Source organism: Mangrovibacter yixingensis (genome assembly GCF_020523985.1).
Classification (GTDB): Bacteria; Pseudomonadota; Gammaproteobacteria; order Enterobacterales; family Enterobacteriaceae; genus Mangrovibacter; species Mangrovibacter yixingensis.
Genome location: NZ_JAIVKM010000012.1, coordinates 23,131 through 41,630, shown reverse-complemented (window position 1 = coordinate 41,630; position 18,500 = coordinate 23,131). Strand labels below are relative to the sequence as shown.

The 18,500-nt window shown below is 51.1% G+C and carries 18 protein-coding genes; 10 read left to right on the top strand and 8 right to left on the bottom strand.

The features are described from left to right. Positions 1 to 20: 20 nt before the first annotated feature. The 5 genes from LC084_RS21935 to LC084_RS21920 form a co-directional block, all read right to left on the bottom strand. Complete coding sequence (locus tag LC084_RS21935; RefSeq protein ID WP_226574149.1) at positions 21 to 899, bottom strand: metal ABC transporter substrate-binding protein; 879 nt, start codon at positions 897 to 899, stop codon at positions 21 to 23. Continuing rightward, positions 896 to 1,774: a metal ABC transporter permease gene (locus tag LC084_RS21930; RefSeq protein ID WP_226574148.1), complete on the bottom strand. Its 879-nt coding sequence runs from the start codon at positions 1,772 to 1,774 to the stop codon at positions 896 to 898. Before LC084_RS21930 ends, LC084_RS21935 begins: the two co-directional genes overlap by 4 nt. Positions 1,775 to 1,796: 22 nt before the next feature. Then, entirely contained in the window at positions 1,797 to 2,450 is a 654-nt protein-coding gene (locus tag LC084_RS21925; RefSeq protein ID WP_226574146.1) for a metal ABC transporter ATP-binding protein, read from the bottom strand. Further along, entirely contained in the window at positions 2,447 to 2,569 is a 123-nt protein-coding gene (locus tag LC084_RS23265) for a hypothetical protein (RefSeq protein ID WP_264193605.1), read from the bottom strand. The genes LC084_RS21925 and LC084_RS23265 overlap by 4 nt, the downstream gene beginning before the upstream one ends. Positions 2,570 to 2,773: 204 nt before the next feature. After that, on the bottom strand, positions 2,774 to 3,193 hold the full coding sequence (locus LC084_RS21920; protein WP_226574144.1) for an anti-virulence regulator CigR family protein: 420 nt from the start codon (positions 3,191 to 3,193) through the stop codon (positions 2,774 to 2,776). Between the two features lie 269 nt (positions 3,194 to 3,462). Here LC084_RS21920 and dusA point away from each other — a divergent pair, with 269 nt between their 5' ends. Both dusA and pspG read left to right on the top strand, forming a co-directional pair. Continuing rightward, positions 3,463 to 4,446, top strand: coding sequence for a tRNA dihydrouridine(20/20a) synthase DusA (dusA, locus tag LC084_RS21915; protein WP_226574142.1), 984 nt, complete (start codon positions 3,463 to 3,465; stop codon positions 4,444 to 4,446). Positions 4,447 to 4,575: 129 nt separating this feature from the next. Continuing rightward, positions 4,576 to 4,818: an envelope stress response protein PspG gene (pspG, locus tag LC084_RS21910; protein WP_226574140.1), complete on the top strand. Its 243-nt coding sequence runs from the start codon at positions 4,576 to 4,578 to the stop codon at positions 4,816 to 4,818. 213 nt (positions 4,819 to 5,031) lie between these two features. Here pspG and LC084_RS21905 read toward each other — a convergent pair whose 3' ends face one another. Then, complete coding sequence (locus LC084_RS21905; protein WP_226574137.1) at positions 5,032 to 6,015, bottom strand: quinone oxidoreductase; 984 nt, start codon at positions 6,013 to 6,015, stop codon at positions 5,032 to 5,034. Between the two features lie 133 nt (positions 6,016 to 6,148). Between LC084_RS21905 and dnaB the strand changes: the two genes are divergently transcribed. From dnaB to LC084_RS21875, 6 genes are all read left to right on the top strand, one after another. Beyond that, positions 6,149 to 7,564, top strand: coding sequence for a replicative DNA helicase (dnaB, locus tag LC084_RS21900; RefSeq protein WP_226574229.1), 1,416 nt, complete (start codon positions 6,149 to 6,151; stop codon positions 7,562 to 7,564). Positions 7,565 to 7,578: 14 nt separating this feature from the next. Beyond that, a complete protein-coding gene (gene alr, locus LC084_RS21895) occupies positions 7,579 to 8,658 on the top strand; it encodes an alanine racemase (RefSeq protein WP_226574134.1) in 1,080 nt (359 codons plus the stop codon). Between the two features lie 272 nt (positions 8,659 to 8,930). Next, positions 8,931 to 10,124, top strand: coding sequence for an amino acid aminotransferase (locus LC084_RS21890; protein WP_226574131.1), 1,194 nt, complete (start codon positions 8,931 to 8,933; stop codon positions 10,122 to 10,124). A 166-nt stretch (positions 10,125 to 10,290) separates the two neighbouring features. Continuing rightward, the gene (gene aphA, locus LC084_RS21885; protein ID WP_226574129.1) at positions 10,291 to 11,001 is read left to right on the top strand and encodes an acid phosphatase AphA; all 711 of its coding nucleotides are present in this window, start codon (positions 10,291 to 10,293) and stop codon (positions 10,999 to 11,001) included. Between the two features lie 135 nt (positions 11,002 to 11,136). Beyond that, positions 11,137 to 11,562 (top strand): secondary thiamine-phosphate synthase enzyme YjbQ, encoded by a 426-nt coding sequence (locus LC084_RS21880; protein WP_226574127.1) that lies wholly within the window; start codon positions 11,137 to 11,139, stop codon positions 11,560 to 11,562. Continuing rightward, positions 11,559 to 11,912, top strand: a complete 354-nt coding sequence (locus tag LC084_RS21875; RefSeq protein ID WP_226574125.1) for an MmcQ/YjbR family DNA-binding protein — start codon at positions 11,559 to 11,561, stop codon at positions 11,910 to 11,912. Before LC084_RS21880 ends, LC084_RS21875 begins: the two co-directional genes overlap by 4 nt. 7 nt (positions 11,913 to 11,919) lie before the next feature. Here the strand turns inward: LC084_RS21875 and uvrA are convergent, their stop codons facing one another. Further along, a complete protein-coding gene (uvrA, locus tag LC084_RS21870; RefSeq protein WP_226574123.1) occupies positions 11,920 to 14,745 on the bottom strand; it encodes an excinuclease ABC subunit UvrA in 2,826 nt (941 codons plus the stop codon). Positions 14,746 to 15,004: 259 nt separating this feature from the next. Here uvrA and ssb1 point away from each other — a divergent pair, with 259 nt between their 5' ends. Then, positions 15,005 to 15,553 carry a single-stranded DNA-binding protein SSB1 gene (gene ssb1, locus LC084_RS21865; protein ID WP_064596724.1) on the top strand — a complete coding sequence of 183 codons (549 nt, stop codon included), beginning with the start codon at positions 15,005 to 15,007 and terminating at the stop codon, positions 15,551 to 15,553. A gap of 250 nt (positions 15,554 to 15,803) precedes the next feature. Here the strand turns inward: ssb1 and LC084_RS21860 are convergent, their stop codons facing one another. Beyond that, a complete protein-coding gene (locus tag LC084_RS21860) occupies positions 15,804 to 16,718 on the bottom strand; it encodes a LysR family transcriptional regulator (protein WP_226574121.1) in 915 nt (304 codons plus the stop codon). Positions 16,719 to 17,149: 431 nt separating this feature from the next. Here LC084_RS21860 and LC084_RS21855 point away from each other — a divergent pair, with 431 nt between their 5' ends. Further along, the gene (locus tag LC084_RS21855) at positions 17,150 to 18,466 is read left to right on the top strand and encodes an MFS transporter (RefSeq protein ID WP_226574119.1); all 1,317 of its coding nucleotides are present in this window, start codon (positions 17,150 to 17,152) and stop codon (positions 18,464 to 18,466) included. The last annotated feature ends 34 nt before the right edge of the window (positions 18,467 to 18,500 follow it).

The following is an 18,500-nucleotide window of genomic DNA, read 5'->3' as shown; positions in this document are numbered from 1 at the left end:
CCGGGGTGTGACTCTGCCAGTTATTTCATGCTGGCGGCGATGGTTTCCACGTTGTGTTTAAACGCAGCCACATAAGTCGGAGCAACCCCGTCTTTAGTGGTTAATGCTTCCGGGTACAATTCACCCCCAGGTTTAGCACCACTTGCTGCGGCAATTTGTTTTACCAGGCGCGGGTCAGTCTGGTTTTCAATAAAGTAGGTGTGGATATGCTCCTGCTTGATTTGGTTAATCAGCCCGGCAACATCGCTGGCACTGGCTTCGGCTTCAGTAGAAAAGCCTACCGGTGCAAGGAATTTCACACCATATTCAGCACCAAAATACCCAAAGGCATCATGGCTGGTGATGACATGGCGGCGGCTTTCTGGAATAGCGGCAAAGGTTTTTTTCGCCCAGGCATCCAGTTTGTTCAGCTTTTCAATATAAGCAGAACCGTGCTGGCGGAAATAATCAGCATCTTGCGGGTCTGCTTTAATCAATGCATTCATTACGTTACGCGCATAAATTGCGCCATTCGCCGCACTGTTCCATGCGTGAGGGTCAGTCACGGTTTTGCCATCTTCCTGCATTTGGCGCGAATTAACGCCCTCGGAAGCTGTGACTATTTCACCTTTATAACCCGATGCGCTGATCAGGCGGTTCATCCAACCTTCCATCCCCAGACCACTGACAAAAACGACATCAGCATTGTGCAGGGTTTGGCTGTCTGCCGGTTTCGGTTCAAAGGTGTGCGGGTCGCCATTCGGGCCCACCAGTGAAGTGACTTGCACATGTGTGCCGCCCACTTCTTTCACAATATCGCCCAGTACAGAGAAACTGGCGACGGTATTCAGTGTTGCGGCAAAAACGGCAGCCGGGCTGAATAACAGCGCTGCCAGAGATAAAGGCTTAATGTATTTCATGACGTTTCCTTCTGAGTGGTTCGCTTGCCAAAAACGGGAATCAGCCCGTTGTGAGCCCCAAAGAGAATTGAGACCATAAAGAACAGTGCGGCGGTGAGCACAATAGCCGGGCCTGCTGGTATCCCTGCATGGAACGAAAACACCAGCCCAATAAAGGCCGACAGCGCGGTTAATAGTGCTGAAATTGTGAGTAGTGCCGGGAGGCGGTTCACCCAACAGCGGGCTGAAATGGCGGGCAGCATCATCAGGCCTACGGTCATCAGTGTGCCGAGGATTTGAAAACCCGCCACCAGGTTCAGCACCACCAGTGTCATAAACAGCGCATTGATGATTCCCGGTGCCCGGCGGGCATTAACGGTAAGGAATGCTTTATCAAACGCTTCCATCACCAGCAAACGGTAGAGCAGGGCAATACACAGCAAAGTAAATGATGCGATATAGCCCACGAAAAATAACGCCTGCTTGTCTACCGCGAGAATGGAGCCAAACAGCATATGCAGCAGATCGACACTGGAGCCATGTAATGACACCAGGGTTACGCCAAGCGCCAGTGAACCCAGGTAAAAGCCAGCAAAGCTGGCATCTTCCCGTAACGGCGTCAGGTTGCTGACCCAGCCAGAAGCCAGCGCGACTAACAGCCCGGCGATAAACCCACCAAACCCCATCGCTACCAGCGACATGCCGTACATCAAATAACCGATTGAAACACCGGGTAAAATGGCGTGGGAAAGCGCATCACCCGCCAGGCTCATGCGGCGTAACAGCAAAAATACACCCGGTACAGTAATGCTAAGTGACAGCGCCAGGCAGGCGACCAAAGCCCGGCGCATAAAACCGAACTGAATAAAAGGATCGATAATGGTGTGATAAAACATGTCAGTTAACCCCGGACGGCATTTACGCCATCACTTCCAGGGTGTTCCCCCATTGGTAATGCTGGTTTTCAAGGCGCAGAGTGTCGGGAAAGCAACGCTTTACCAGGCTGCTGTCATGGAGAACAACAATTAATGTCTGCCCGTTACGGTGCATTTGTTGCATCACGCTGACCAGTAACTCACCGGTTTTCTGGTCAATCCCCGTAAATGGCTCATCCAGTAAAACCAGTGGTGCCTGTTGTAGCAGTAACCGGGCAAAAAGCATGCGTTGGAACTGCCCGCCAGAAAGCGTATTGATGGTATTTTTCGCCATATCCACCAGGCCAACCTGCTCAATAGCCTGCCAGACATGAGCCATGCGTTGGCGGGAGAAACGTTGCCAGAAGCGCAGGGCGGGCCAGCAGCCCATAGACACTACGTCAAACACGGTCAGTGGAAATTGATGGTCCAGCTCAGCCTGTTGGGGCAGCCAGGCAATCCGTGGCCGGCCATCCGGGAAACTCACCTGGCCGGAAACGGGCGGCAAAATGCCCGCCAGAGTTTTCAGCAACGTGGATTTTCCCGTGCCGTTGGCGCCAACAATGGCAGTCAGGCTACCAGTATGAAAGGTGCCATTAAATGGCGCGCCAATGCACTGGCGGCGGTAGCCTGTGGCTAAATTTTCAAGGTGTATCATGCTAGTGCGTTAGCCCAGTCAATGGCGCACCACATCCCAGCCAGCAACACCAACGCGAACACAATGCGCATCAATGAGGACAGCGTTAATAAGGAGTGGTGGCTTGTAGAAGAGTGCATCGTAAAAAAACCTGTAAAAATGTTATAACATAACATAATTGGTGCGCAGCAAAATGTGAAGTGATTTCATCAGAAAAAAGTGTCGGAATGTTTCGTATAAAGCGATGGGTTCTCGGTTGGTTCGCTGTATGCAGCAGGAAGGGATGGCGCAGCAGTAGTTGCGGGTGCAGCCATGCCGATTAGCTGCACCTTTGGTATTTTTGGTTAATCAAACGCATCATGAATAATTTCAGCAACAATGGCTGTGCTTATTACAACAGACACTAAATCATTTCCCACAATGCGCCATTCCCGGCCCGGGTAATAAGGCAACAAACGCCCCAGGTCGCCCGGAATCGCTTTTTTGGCGATCCCTGGTGGTAAAGGCTGCCCACGCACCAGTTTTTTGGCAATCCCTGGCGGCAGGGGTTTATACCCGGTGTACCCCATATGTTTTGCTTTCAGGCGGAAATCGCCCCAGTCGATATCTTTATCTTGTTTATTGTTGCCGTGGTTATTTCCCTGGCTGTGTTTGGCTTTGTCTGGTTTATGCCCGTTGCCATTATTGGCAAGGACGGCAGCAGGAAGTGATGCCAGGCTTATGGCGAGTAGTGCGTTTATCCAGAGGGTATGACGGTGACGCATAATAATTCTCCTTGTTAGCGCATCGCTGTGCACGTAACTGATAGATCCGCATAAAAATAAGTATAAACCTGGTAAGCGAATATCGCGGTAAATTGCAGCATTTGGCCGGGGCGGCCCGCAGGTATTAGCATAGCTTGCCCCCGCCACGTTGCCCCACTGTGGCCTGGACTGTATAATCCGTAGCCCATTTTTACGCCAGCCTGCTCAGGAATGCAGGTTGGTGGTGGGGTTACTGTTATCTACCGCTACTTTTCATAAAGGTTGTTTCTATGTGCTCAGCGTACTCAGCGTCGCGTTTCTCCATTGCCCCCATGTTGGACTGGACTGACCGCCATTGCCGCTATTTCTTGCGTCAGCTGTCACGCCATACGCTGCTGTACACCGAAATGGTGACAACCGGGGCGATTATTCACGGTAAAGGCGATTACCTGGCTTACAGCGAAGAAGAGCACCCGGTTGCGCTACAACTGGGAGGAAGCGACCCGGCGGCCCTGGCGCAGTGTGCGAAACTGGCTGAGCAACGTGGTTATGATGAAGTGAACCTTAATGTCGGTTGCCCGTCAGACCGGGTGCAGAATGGGCGCTTTGGTGCGTGCCTGATGGGGGAAGCGCAACTGGTGGCAGATTGCGTTAAAGCAATGCGCGATGTGGTGTCGATTCCGGTTACAGTGAAAACCCGTATTGGCATTGATGACCAGGATAGCTATGAATTCCTGTGTGATTTTGTGCAAACAGTTTCCCAACAAGGCGGGTGTGACATGTTTATTATTCACGCCCGTAAAGCCTGGCTTTCAGGCTTAAGCCCGAAAGAAAACCGCGAAATTCCGCCCCTTGATTACCCACGCGTATGGCAACTGAAGCGTGATTTCCCTCACCTGACAATGTCGATTAATGGCGGCGTGAAAACCCTGGAAGAGGCGAAACAACATCTGGAACATATGGATGGCGTGATGGTTGGGCGTGAAGCCTACCAAAATCCGGGTTTACTGGCGTCCGTTGACCGCGAGATTTTTGGCGACACCACAGACAGCCCGTCACCGGCTGATGTTGTGCGAGCCATGTACCCGTATATTGAGCGGGAACTGAGCCAGGGCGCTTACCTGGGCCATATCACCCGCCATATGCTGGGTTTATTCCAGAGTGTGCCTGGTGCCCGTCAGTGGCGGCGTTATCTGAGTGAAAATGCCCATAAACCTGGCGCAGATATTCAGGTTCTGGAAACCGCACTGAGTAAAGTGGTGCGTGTTGATTAAATTGACGCAATAATCGTTAAATTCGCTATATCCCAGCCTGTGTGCTGGGGTTTTTTATTTTAAAATCATGTAATTATATTTTGGCATGTTTCTTGTAATACCTCTGATTATTACCTGGAGGTACTAACGATGCTGGAACTGTTATTTGTGCTGGGCTTTTTTATTATGCTGCTGGTGACCGGTGTATCGCTGGTGGGGGTTTTTGTTGCGTTGCTGGTCGCTATGGGCGTGATGTTCTTTGGCGGGCTGCTGGTGCTAATGCTCAAAATGTTGCCCTGGTTACTGCTGGCTATTGTCGCGGTGTGGGTTATCAGGGCCATTAATGGTAACAATACCCAATCACGCTCACACTATCGCCGCGATATGCGTTGATAGGGCGGGACGTTTGAGCGCCTGATCACAACCTTGGAACTTTTTTACAACTTTTCCGTTAACAACATATTATTTACTTATTAAATCTGTCACTATGTTTTGGCTATCTACCAAATTCATCGCAGCTGTACCCTACAAATTCAGCGCGAACTATAAAAAATGAAGGGCTTCCTGCGGGAAGCCCTAATCATTTGTATTATTACCAATTTTCTGTCAGGGAATTAACAGGCTCGAGCCCTGAGTCTGGCGGCTTTCCAAAATCTTATGTGCATGGGCCGCATCTGCCAGAGCAAATTTCTGCGCTTGTGCCACCTGGACTTTAATCACGCCGCTGGCAATCAGTGAAAACAGTTCACTGCTCGCTTCCTGCAATTCTTCCCGGTTAGTGACGTAACCATTGAGTGAAGGGCGGGTTACATACAGCGAACCTTTCTGGTTGAGGATACCAAGATTTACACCTGTGACCGGCCCGGAAGCATTACCGAAACTAACCATCAAACCCCGGCGCTGCAGGCAATCAAGTGAAGATTCCCAGGTGTCTTTACCAACCGAATCATACACAACCGGCAATTTTTTCCCGCCAGTTAACGCGCGAACCCGCCCGGCAATGTCTTCTTCACGGTAGTTGATGGTGGCCCAGGCTCCGGCCTGCATAGCCCGCTCAGCTTTCTGTGCTGAACCAACAGTACCAATCAGCTTTGCTCCCAGCGCTTTAGCCCACTGGCAGGCAATCAGCCCAACACCACCCGCCGCGGCGTGGAACAAAAACATTTCACCGGGTTTGATTTCATAGGTTTTACGTAACAGGTAAAACACGGTTAGCCCTTTGAGAAAAGAAGCCGCTGCCTGCTCAAAGGAAATTGCCGTGGGAAGCAGAGCCAGGTTATGTTCAGGCACATTGTGTACGCTGCTGTAAGCACCTAACGAACTCTGCGCGTAAACCACCCGGTCACCAGGGCGAAAATGGGTAACATTTTTACCGGTTTTAGCAACGATGCCCGCCGCTTCCGTTCCCAACCCACTGGGCAGCGAAGGCGGGGGATATAACCCACTACGAATATAGGTATCAATGTAGTTGATACCTATGGCTTTATTTTCAACCTGGACTTCGTTGTCGCCAGGTTCGGGGGGCGTCCAGTCCACGGCGTGTAACACGTCGGGGCCGCCATGTTTGGTAAATTCAATACGCGTTGCCATAACTGTTTCGCTGCCTCCTGTGCGGGTATCGTGGTTTACTGATACAGGTAAGTGAATTCCACTGCCTGCAAACTGACGGTTTTCAGGTATAATGCCACGTTTCCCCGTTCAATTTTTGGTAAACCCTTTCACTATGGCAGGAAATAAACCCTTCAACAAACCCGCTGAGCCGCGCGAACCGCGTGATCCGCAAGTGGCCGGGCTGAAAGTTCCTCCGCATTCTCTTGAAGCGGAGCAATCAGTGTTGGGCGGGTTAATGCTGGATAATGAACGCTGGGACGATGTTGCCGAGCGCGTAGTCTCGGAAGACTTTTATACCCGGCAGCACCGGCTTATTTTTACGGAAATGCACCGCCTGCAGGAAACTGGCAACCCCATTGACCTGATAACGCTGTCCGAATCACTGGAGCGCCAGGGGCAACTGGAAAGTGTTGGCGGTTTTGCATACCTGGCTGAGTTATCAAAAAACACACCAAGTGCAGCGAATATTAGCGCTTATGCAGATATCGTCCGTGAACGTGCTGTTGTGCGTGAAATGATTGCCGTTGCCAACGAAATAGCGGATGCCGGGTTTGATCCACAAGGGCGCACCAGCGAAGATTTGCTCGACCTGGCTGAGTCACGGGTATTCCAGATAGCGGAAAACCGCGCCAGCAAAGATGAAGGCCCCAAATCGGTTGACCAGATCCTGGAAGCGACAGTTGCGCGTATTGAAACGCTTTACCAGCAACCGCACGATGGTGTGACTGGGGTTGATACCGGTTACCAGGACCTCAACAAGAAAACTGCAGGCCTGCAACGGTCAGACTTAATTATTGTCGCGGCGCGCCCCTCCATGGGGAAAACCACCTTCGCCATGAACTTGTGCGAAAACGCCGCCATGTTGCAAGATAAACCGGTGCTGATTTTCAGCCTGGAAATGCCCGGCGAACAGATAATGATGCGTATGCTGGCATCTTTGTCACGCGTCGACCAGACACGTATCCGTACCGGCCAGTTAGACGATGAAGACTGGGCGCGTATCTCCGGCACCATGGGGATTTTGCTGGAGAAGCGCAATATGTACATTGACGATTCTTCCGGCCTGACTCCGACAGAGGTTCGCTCTCGCGCCCGGCGTATTTTCCGTGAGCACGATGGCTTAAGCCTGATAATGATCGACTACCTCCAGCTAATGCGCGTGCCGTCTTTGTCAGACAACCGTACCCTGGAAATCGCCGAAATCTCCCGTTCTTTGAAAGCGCTGGCAAAAGAGCTTCAGGTGCCAGTAGTAGCGCTGTCTCAGCTTAACCGTTCACTGGAACAACGAGCAGATAAACGCCCGGTCAACTCAGACTTGCGTGAATCCGGCTCCATTGAACAGGATGCCGACTTAATTATGTTCATCTACCGCGATGAGGTGTATCACGAGAACAGTGATCTGAAAGGCATCGCGGAAATTATTATCGGTAAGCAACGTAACGGCCCCATCGGGACTGTGCGTCTGACCTTTAACGGGCAATGGTCGCGCTTCGATAACTATGCAGGCCCGCAATACGACGAAGAATAATTGAAGGAATAAACATGCAAGCGGCAACTGTTGTGATTAACCGCCGCGCTCTGCGACATAACCTGCAACGCCTGCGTGAACTGGCTCCGTCCAGCCGCCTGGTGGCAGTTGTGAAAGCAAACGCTTATGGGCATGGTTTGGTAGAAACGGCCCGTACCCTGCCTGATGCCGATGCGTTCGGCGTTGCCCGCCTGGAAGAGGCCATCCGCCTGCGCGAAGGGGGCATCACCCAACCTGTTTTACTGCTGGAAGGCTTTTTTAATGCCAGCGACCTGCCGGTTATCGCCAGCCAGCAGTTTCATACTGCGGTGCACAGCGAAGAACAACTTGAAGCCCTCGAACAGGCGCAACTGAGCCAGCCAGTCACGGTGTGGATGAAGCTCGATACCGGTATGCACCGCCTGGGGGTTCGCCCGGAAAAAGCAGAAGCGTTTTATGCCCGCCTGAGCCAGTGCAAAAATGTGCGCCAACCGGTAAATATCGTCAGCCATTTTGCCCGTGCCGATGAACCGGAAGTGGGGGCGACCGAACAGCAACTGGCTATTTTTAACCATTTTGCTGAAGGGAAACCTGGCCTGAAATCTATCGCGGCTTCGGGCGGTATTTTGCTCTGGCCTCAGTCTCATTTTGACTGGGTACGTCCGGGGATTATTCTCTATGGTGTTTCTCCGCTGGACCACAAACCCTGGGGGGCCGATTTTGGCTTCCAGCCGGCCATGAGCCTGACATCCAGCCTGATTGCGGTACGTGACCACAAAGCTGGTGAACCAGTAGGCTACGGCGGCACCTGGGTGAGCCAACGCGATACGCGCCTGGGCGTGGTGGCGATGGGGTATGGCGATGGTTACCCTCGTTGTGCGCCTTCTGGTACGCCAGTGTTGGTAAATGGCCGTGAAGTGCCACTGGTTGGCCGGGTCGCCATGGATATGATTTGTGTTGATCTGGGGCCAGATGCACAGGAACACCCCGGCGACAGCGTTGTGATGTGGGGGGAAGGGTTACCCGTTGAACGCATAGCGGAAGTAACAAAAGTGAGTGCTTACGAACTTATTACCCGCCTGACATCCCGTGTTGCCATGCACTACCTTGATTGATTCATTCATCCGGGCGGGTTACCGCCCGGTGTTATATCACCTGAATTGTTACATCAACTGAAGTGTTACACCGCCTGAAATCGTTGTTCCACCGTTAATCCACGCCGCTTTACTCTCGCTTTCCCGCTACTTCCGGTTTATTGTGTTATTCCCGTTAAACAGCGTGTTGTTACCTGCTTTATCCGTTGCTGTGGCTTGAGATAAACCCAGGTGAATATACAAGCCTTAGTTTGCGGCAACCCCTACTCAATGGATATCAGGAGAACCCCCGCGTGTTTCAGAACGTTGACGCCTACGCAGGCGATCCTATTCTGTCGCTGATGGAACGTTTTAAAGACGACCCCCGCCAGAATAAAGTGAACCTGAGTATCGGCCTCTATTACGATGAAGACGGTACTATTCCTCAATTGCGAGCCGTGGCAGAAGCCGAAGCCCGCCTGAATGCAGCGCCACATGGCGCATCTGTTTACCTGCCGATGGAAGGCCTGGGTGGTTATCGCAACGCCATTGCACCCTTGCTCTTTGGCACAGAGCACCCGGCGCTTCGCGAAGGGCGGATTGCAACCATTCAGACATTAGGTGGTTCAGGGGCACTGAAAGTGGGGGCCGATTTCCTGAAACGCTATTTCCCTGAATCCGGTGTGTGGGTGAGCGACCCAACATGGGAAAACCACATTGCCATTTTCGCGGGTGCGGGTTTTGAAGTGGGTACTTACCCCTGGTTTGATGACGAAACCAAAGGGGTTCGCACACAAGCCCTGCTGGACACCCTTGCCGGTTTGCCTGAAAAAAGCATCGTGTTGTTACACCCTTGCTGCCATAACCCGACCGGCTCTGATTTAGTGCCAGCAGAATGGGATGCGGTGGTGGATGTGCTCAAGGCGCGTCAGTTAATTCCGTTCCTGGACATTGCCTACCAGGGCTTTGGCGCGGGCATGGACGAAGACGCCTATGCCATTCGCGCCATTGCTAATGCCGGTATTCCGGCGCTGGTCAGCAATTCATTCTCTAAAATCTTCTCACTGTATGGCGAGCGTGTTGGTGGCTTGTCAGTGGTGTGCGAAGACGCGGATACCGCCAGCCGGGTGTTAGGGCAACTGAAAGCTACGGTACGCCGTAACTACTCCAGCCCACCGAATTTCGGTGCGCAAGTGGTGTCTTTGGTGCTGAATGACCCGGCACTGAAAGCAGACTGGCTGGCTCAGGTGGAAGAAATGCGTGTGCGTATTCTGAGCATGCGTGAAGCACTGGTAGCAACGCTCAAACAAGCGCTGCCAAACCATGATTTCAGCTACTTCCTGAAGCAACGGGGTATGTTTACTTACACCGGGCTGAGTGCAGCACAGGTTGACCGCCTGCGCGATGAATTCGGGGTTTACCTGATAGCCAGCGGGCGCATGTGTGTTGCCGGGCTGAATTCACGTAACGTTAAACGCGTTGCCGAAGCCTTTGCCGCAGTGATGTGAGTGCTTACTTACCTGTCGGGGTAGCAATATTCCGGCAGGTATCACACTTTCTGCTTATTTTTGTATAAAAAAACCTTCCCTCAAGACCGGCTTAACGTTAAGGTTTTCCTCAATTCACGCGATGAGCAAAACGAGATTAACTAACACCGTGATACACAGGGATAACATGCATAAACTGACCCGCGCATTGGGCGCACTCTTCCTGGGCCTGGCCCTTTCTCATACCGCAGTTGCCAAAGAATCCACTCCACCACTTTACAGCGGTATCAACGTTGCACAGTTGGCTGCACAGGCACCGGTTCACTGGGTATCTGTGGTGCAAATTGAAAATAGCCTGCTTGGCCGCCCGCCCATGGCTGTTGGGTTCGACATTGATGACACCGTGCTGTTCTCAAGCCCCGGCTTTTACCGCGGCAAGAAAATGTTCTCCCCGGACAGCAATGACTACCTGAGCAACCCGGCATTTTGGGAAAAAATGAATAATGGCTGGGATGAATTCAGCATCCCTAAAGAAGTGGCCCGCGCCTTGATTGATATGCACGTCCGGCGGGGTGACAGCATCTGGTTTATTACCGGGCGCAGCCAGACAAAAACAGAAACGGTCTCCAAAACCTTGCAGGACGATTTCCACATTCCCGCCAGCAGCATGAACCCGGTTATTTTTGCCGGTGATAACCCAGGCCAGAACACCAAAACAAACTGGCTGGTGGACAAACAGATCCGGATTTTCTACGGCGACTCTGATGGCGATATCACCGCGGCACGCGATGCCGGTATTCGTGGTATTCGCGTTTTGCGTGCCTCCAACTCCACTTATCGCCCGTTGCCTTCTGCGGGTAAATTTGGCGAAGAGGTGATTGTTAACTCCGAATACTGAGTACCAGAACGGCGGTGCACCACCCAGTTGTGCCGCTTGTGATGCCACAGGGTTTACCTTTTAGCAAAATGCTGCACACTTAAACACGCAGGCCCAATAGCCTGCGTGTGCTTTTTGTTAACCAGGGACAACACCATGTGGCATCAACAGATTCTGACACTCAGCGCTAAACCTCGTGGCTTTCACCTTGTCACGGCGGAAATTCTCGGCAATATTCCTGCCATCAGCCAGGTGAATACTGGCCTGTTGCACTTATTGCTGCAGCATACTTCTGCTTCGCTTACGCTGAATGAAAATTGTGATCCCACTGTGCGGGGCGATATGGAACGGCATTTTTTACGCACGGTTCCGGACCAGGGTAATTACGAGCACGACTACGAAGGGGCGGATGATATGCCCTCACACATCAAATCTTCTTTGCTTGGCGTATCGTTAGCCTTGCCCGTACAGCGCGGGCGAGTATTGCTGGGGACATGGCAAGGGATTTGGTTAGGGGAACACCGAATCCATGGTGGCGCGCGGCGTATTGCCGTGACGCTGCAAGGGGAGCCAATGCCATGAACCAGTCTCAGTTACTCACATTCTGTATGAATAAACCGGGCGTCACCCAGTCGGCACACCGCGATTGGGCCGCAACACAAATTAAACTGGCCGATGTGATGTTCGCTATGTTGCATGAAGTGGATGGCCGCCCGGCACTTTCGCTAAAAACCAGCCCGGCACTGGCCGAGCTGTTGCGTCAGTCTCATGAGGATGTTTTCCCCAGTGCGCTGCTGAATAAAGCGCACTGGAGCACACTGTGGCTGGATGGAAGCCTGCCGGACTCCCAAATTTATTACCTGGTGGAAGATGCCCGGCAGCAGGCGCTGGAATTGCTGCCTGCATCCCTGAAGCAGCAATATTCCCGTTAGAGCCGGTTTATTTCAGCATGGGTTTCAGGAAGCGCGCAGTGTGGGAAGCCTCGCATTCGGCAACGGTTTCTGGTGTGCCGGAAATCAGGATTTCCCCGCCGCCACTGCCGCCTTCCGGCCCAAGGTCAACAATCCAGTCTGCGGTTTTAATTACGTCCAGATTATGCTCAATCACCACGATGGTGTTGCCCTGGTCACGTAACTGGTGCAACACCTCGAGCAACTGCTGAATATCGGCAAAATGCAGGCCGGTTGTGGGCTCATCAAGAATGTACAGCGTCTGGCCTGTACCGCGCTTGGATAACTCGCGGGCCAGTTTCACACGCTGTGCTTCACCGCCGGAAAGTGTTGTCGCCGATTGACCAAGGCGAATATAGGACAACCCCACATCCATTAATGTTTGGAGTTTACGCGCCAGCGCCGGTACGGCATCAAAGAATTCGCGGGCTTCTTCAATGGTCATATCCAGCACTTCGTGAATATTTTTACCCTTGTATTTAATTTCCAGGGTTTCACGGTTATAGCGCTTCCCTTTGCACTGGTCGCAGGGTACGTAGATATCTGGCAAAAAGTGCATTTCCACTTTCAGCACGCCATCACCCTGGCAGGCTTCACAGCGGCCACCGCGCACGTTGAAACTAAAACGCCCGGGGGTGTAACCACGGGAACGGGATTCCGGCACACCGGCAAACAGCTCACGCACCGGGGTGAAAATACCGGTATAGGTCGCCGGGTTAGAACGTGGTGTACGGCCAATGGGGCTCTGGTCAATATCAATAACTTTATCGAAATGCTCAATGCCCTGAACCTCCCGATAAGGCGCAGGTTCTATGCTGGAGCCACCATTCAGTAACTTCTGGGCAATCGGGAACAGGGTGTCGTTAATCAGTGTGGATTTACCCGAACCGGAAACCCCGGTAATGCAGGTAAATAACCCGACGGGCAGCGTCAGTGTGACATCTTTCAGGTTATTGCCCCTGGCGCCACTCAGTTTTAACACTTTATTTGGGTCTGCCGGGACGCGTTTTTTCGGCACGCCAATTTTACGCACACCACTTAAGTACTGGCCGGTCAGTGATTCAGGTACAGCGAGAATATCTTCCAGTGGGCCTTCGGCAACCACATTCCCACCATGAACACCCGCGCCAGGCCCAATATCAATAATATGGTCTGCCGCACGAATGGCGTCTTCATCGTGCTCCACCACAATGACGGTATTACCCAGATTACGCAGGTGAATCAGGGTTTTCAGCAGGCGTTCGTTATCACGCTGGTGTAACCCAATAGAGGGTTCATCCAGCACGTACATCACCCCAACCAGCCCGGCACCAATCTGGCTTGCCAGACGAATACGTTGTGCTTCCCCACCGGAAAGCGTTTCCGCAGAGCGGGACAGCGTTAAGTAATTCAGCCCGACATTCACCAAAAATTGCAGGCGGTCGCCAATTTCTTTCAATACTTTTTCAGCAATTTTGGCCCGTTGCCCGGACAGTTTCAGGTTTCTGAAAAAATCCATGGCGTGGCCGATGCTCATATCAGAAATAGTCGGCAGCGCTGTGTTTTCTACAAATACATGGCGGGCTTCGCGGCGCAGGCGGGTGCCGCCACAACTGGTGCAGGGGCGGTTACTGATAAATTTCGCCAGCTCTTCGCGCACCGCATTGGATTCCGTTTCTTTGTAACGGCGCTCCATATTGTGCAGCACCCCTTCAAACGGGTGACGGCGCACCGAGGTATCGCCCCGGTCGTTGATATATTTAAATTCAATGGTTTCTTTGCCGGAACCATACAGCACCACTTTCTGAATATCGGCACCCAGGCTGTCCCAGGGGGCTTCGATATCGAACTCATAATGATCTGCCAGTGAACGCAGCATCTGGAAATAGTAAAAATTACGGCGATCCCAGCCACGGATCGCGCCGCCAGCCAGTGAAAGCTCGCCATTCTGAATAACCCGTTCGGGGTCGAAAAATTGTTGTACACCCAGCCCGTCACAGGTTGGGCAGGCCCCCGCCGGGTTGTTGAAGGAGAACAGGCGAGGTTCCAGTTCACTCATGCTGTACCCGCAAATCGGGCAGGCGAAGTTCGCAGAAAACAGAAGTTCCTCTGCTTTGGTGTCGTCCATGTCGGCGACAACGGCAGTACCGCCAGATAATTCCAGTGCAGTTTCAAATGATTCAGCAAGGCGCTGTGCCAGGTCTTCGCGCACTTTAAACCGGTCCACGACCACTTCGATGGTGTGTTTTTTCTGCAGTTCCAGTTTAGGCGGATCGGACAGATCGCAAACCTCGCCGTCAATACGTGCGCGGATATAGCCCTGGCTTGCCAGGTTTTCCAGCGTTTTGCTGTGCTCACCCTTACGTTCTTTAATGATAGGTGCCAACAGCATCAGGCGTTTGCCTTCAGGTTGTGCCAGCACATTATCGACCATTTGGCTTACGGTTTGCGCAGCCAGCGGGACATCATGATCCGGGCAGCGTGGCTCGCCTACACGGGCAAACAACAGGCGCAGGTAATCGTGAATTTCGGTGATGGTGCCGACGGTAGAACGCGGGTTATGCGATGTGGATTTCTGTTCAATAGAAATCGCCGGGGAGAGGCCTTCAATATGGTCAACATCCGGTTTTTCCATGAGTGAAAGGAACTGGCGCGCATAAGCTGAAAGCGACTCAACATAGCGGCGCTGGCCTTCTGCATAAAGTGTATCAAATGCCAGTGATGATTTACCCGACCCAGACAGCCCCGTCACAACAATCAGTTTATCGCGCGGAATGACCAAATTGATGTTTTTCAGATTGTGGGTGCGGGCGCCCCGAATTTCTATCTTGTCCATTCACCTTCCCCGGAGTAAATGCAGTCATCCCGGTTCTCGCCCTTGTTTTTACAACTAAAAACCAGCAAGACGAAAAGCCGGCGACCTGAAACGGCTAATTATGACACAATAAAACCTGAATGAATATCCAGTGTTTCTCTGTAAAGCATGTAACGTACAACGATACCCTGGAAGCATTATCGCAACTATAATCTGCTTAACTGGCGTGTTAGAATGCCGCGTTTAAACTATCGCTAACCGTTTTTCAGGAGAGACTATCATGGCCAGCAGAGGCGTAAACAAGGTGATTCTCGTCGGTAACCTGGGCCAGGACCCGGAAGTACGCTATATGCCGAATGGTGGTGCAGTAGCCAACATTACGCTGGCTACTTCCGAATCCTGGCGTGACAAGCAGACCGGTGAAATGAAAGAGCAGACTGAATGGCACCGTGTTGTGTTGTTTGGCAAGCTGGCTGAGGTCGCAGGTGAATATCTGCGTAAAGGTTCACAGGTTTATATTGAAGGCCAGTTGCGCACCCGTAAATGGCAGGATCAGAGTGGCCAGGAACGTTACACCACTGAAATCGTGGTTAACGTTGGCGGCACCATGCAAATGCTGGGTGGTCGTCAGGGTGGCCAGGGTGGCGCACCAATGGGTGGCAACCAGGGTAACCAGGGCGGGCAGAGTGGCTGGGGTCAGCCGCAGCAGCCGCAAGGCAATAATGCTGCATTCAGTGGTGGCGCGCAGTCTCGCCCACAACAGGCACCGAGTGCACCCGCACCGTCTAACGAACCGCCAATGGATTTCGACGACGATATTCCGTTCTAAGTGCGCATTTTAAATTAAGCGTATTTATTCCGGGACGCAGCGTTTCGCCAAGGCCGCAATGGTTAACATTGCGGCTTTTTTGTTGCGGTTCATCATTTATATTTCTCTGCTGCTTATCTGCTTATCTGCTTATCTGCTTATCTGCTTATCTGCTTATCTGCTTATCTGCTTATCTGCTTATCTGTGTTCACTGTCGTTAAAGAGGAAAACCTCCGGTAGTGTGTTGTATGCAGGGCTCTGCGCCGGGCCACTATGGCCTTACGGGCAGGCTCAGGGTTAAATCATTTTGTATCATGTTCCACACTACAGAAGCAGCGGGTGAGAGTGAGCGATTATGGCGGCGGGCTAATTGCAACTTCCGGTTTTCTATTGGATACAGCGGGCGGCACACCAACCCCAGTTTTTCAACGGCAGATGAGGCTATCTGTGGAATAATCGATACACCAATACCGGACTCAAGGATACGGAATATCGTTGCCACATGCCCCAGTTCCTGAACGACATGGGGAGTAACGCCATTGCGAATTAAGGCGTTATCAATTAACGAACGGCTACCAGAAGAGTCATCCAGCAATACCAGATCCTGGTTTTTTAAACGGCCCCATTCCACTTTTTTTTGGCGGGCGAGCTTATGTGTTGGTGGGAGGATCAGACAGAACGGTTCTTCCATGAAAGTCTCGGTGTGCAAATCTGAAGGCGTTGACGGCTCGACAATCACGCCAAAATCCACTTCACCATTTACCACTTTCTGAATGGTCTGCTTTTGGACCTGGTCATGGATCATCACGTTGATCTGCGGGTATTTATTGATCAGCTTTTTAATACAGTGCGGCATGATCCCGGCAGAGATAGTTGGACTGGTTGCGACATGTACCAGCCCACTGTGCTGTTCCCCCCGGCTCCATGCATTATTGAATGTGGCCTCCAGTTCCCCCATTAACCGGCGTAATTCCCCAGACAGATATTGCCCCTCCTGAGTAAGAAAAACCTCGCGTGTTGTGCGATCAAATAATTTGATCCCAAGCTCATTTTCCAAATCTCTGATGCTGTGGCTCATTGCTGATTGCGTTAGCCCAACCATGTTACCTGCCCGGCTGAACCCCTGATGTTCTGCGACTGCCAGAAAGATACGTAACTGGCGTAATGATATATTTGAAAGATTCATGAGTTTTGATCATCAACTGATAAATAAAAAACGTTTCCCACATTCATTCACCTGGGTCTTAATTAGGTTCGAAGGCGGAGTGAAAAAACATTTACTAACTTAATTTGCTAACTTTAAAAAATCATTGAGGAAGCTCTCAAAAAGAGTGGGCATATTTAGTTGTGTTACGTAATAAAACGAATTCGTAACACTGGATTTACTCCAAAATCCTGTGTGATGGGTTATCAGCCCGCCTCTGTACCCTACAAATAAAAATGAAAGTGGCAATTGTCACAATACCAGAAAATATTTATTTCGATCTGGTTTAGAAAATAAATGCTGATTGCTCTGGAAGCATTAGCCAAAGGTGCGAAAAGACAAATTTATACGTTTTTAAATACACCGAGTAGAACATCGATTTCTGATAATTCCTTAAACAGGAGAGATTTAAAATGAGCGATATGGTAAGACAACAGGATCGCACAGATAAAGAAATTCTGGGCTTTAGCCGATGGTGGCTATTTGTTCTGGCTTTTCTCGCGATGTCTGTAATTAGTCCTTATGAATATGCCTGGTCAGTTATTGCACCGCATTTTGCAAAAATTTATGGCTGGGAACCAACCAAACTTTCATTAATGTTTAGTGCCTTTGTTATATTCCAGGCATTTGGAACATTACCCGGTGGTATCTTAAGAGATAAGTTTGGTCCCAAGGTGGTATCAGTTGTTGCCGGGGTTATCTCCGGTTTGGGGATTCTGGCATGTGCCTTTGGCCAGTCGCTCTCGTATACCGCGATTTTTGTATTCTGGTGTATTGGGTGTTTCTTCTGCGGTTTTGTCTATAACGCAGCGGTAACCACCTGCAATAAGTGGTTCCCTGACCACAGAAATATCACCATAGGTATCATTTCCGCTGCGTTTTCCTGGGGGGCGATTCCATTCATTTTCCCCATCCGGGCTATCCCGGACAGCGCGCCAGACAGTGTATTTTTTAATGTTATCTATATGATGGCGGCTATCATTGGTGGGGTGATTATTATCACCGGGTTGTTCATGAAGGACCCGCCAAAAGGTTGGTCTCAGTTTTCAGCCGCCATATCTGCCAATAAGAAAATTAGAAAACGCCCGTGTGAGAAGCAATTTACTATGGGTGAAGCCATGCATACCTGGCAGTTCTGGATGCTGATTGCCTCATTTGTTCTCGTCTCTGCATCCGGGCTGACGTTTATCTCCAACAGTATTAAATTTGCTGCAGCATACCACTTTAGCTTGACCGCCGGCACCGTGGTGACAATTGGTATAGCTATTACCAGTGGGCTCAGCCGCGTTGTGGGGGGATGGATAGCAGATATTATCGGTGTCGATAAAACAATGTCCGTATTTTATATATTGTGCGGGGTGTTTTCTCTGGTGGCATTGTATTTTGCTGAGTCAGGTGGTGCGACTGGTTATATCGTTAGCTGTATTGTATCCATCTTCTTCTGGGGAGCGTTGTACTCGTTATTTGCGTCAATTGTTGGGTATTACTATGGCGAGGTAGCTTCTGGTGCAAATTACGGGATGCTTTATGCAACAGCTAAAGGAATGGGCGGTATTTATGGTGGGGTGTTGTCGGCTTATTTAATATCCACCTATGGTCACTCATTCACAATTACTGTCTCCTCTGTAATGGCTGTGCTTTCTGGTGTGATTTTAATTCCTTTATGGAAAAATCCACCAGTCTGGAAGGATACACCCGAATTATTTATTAATGACCCTTTGAAGCATTAATTAACTTTATCGAGATAGATAAAAAGAAGAGAGG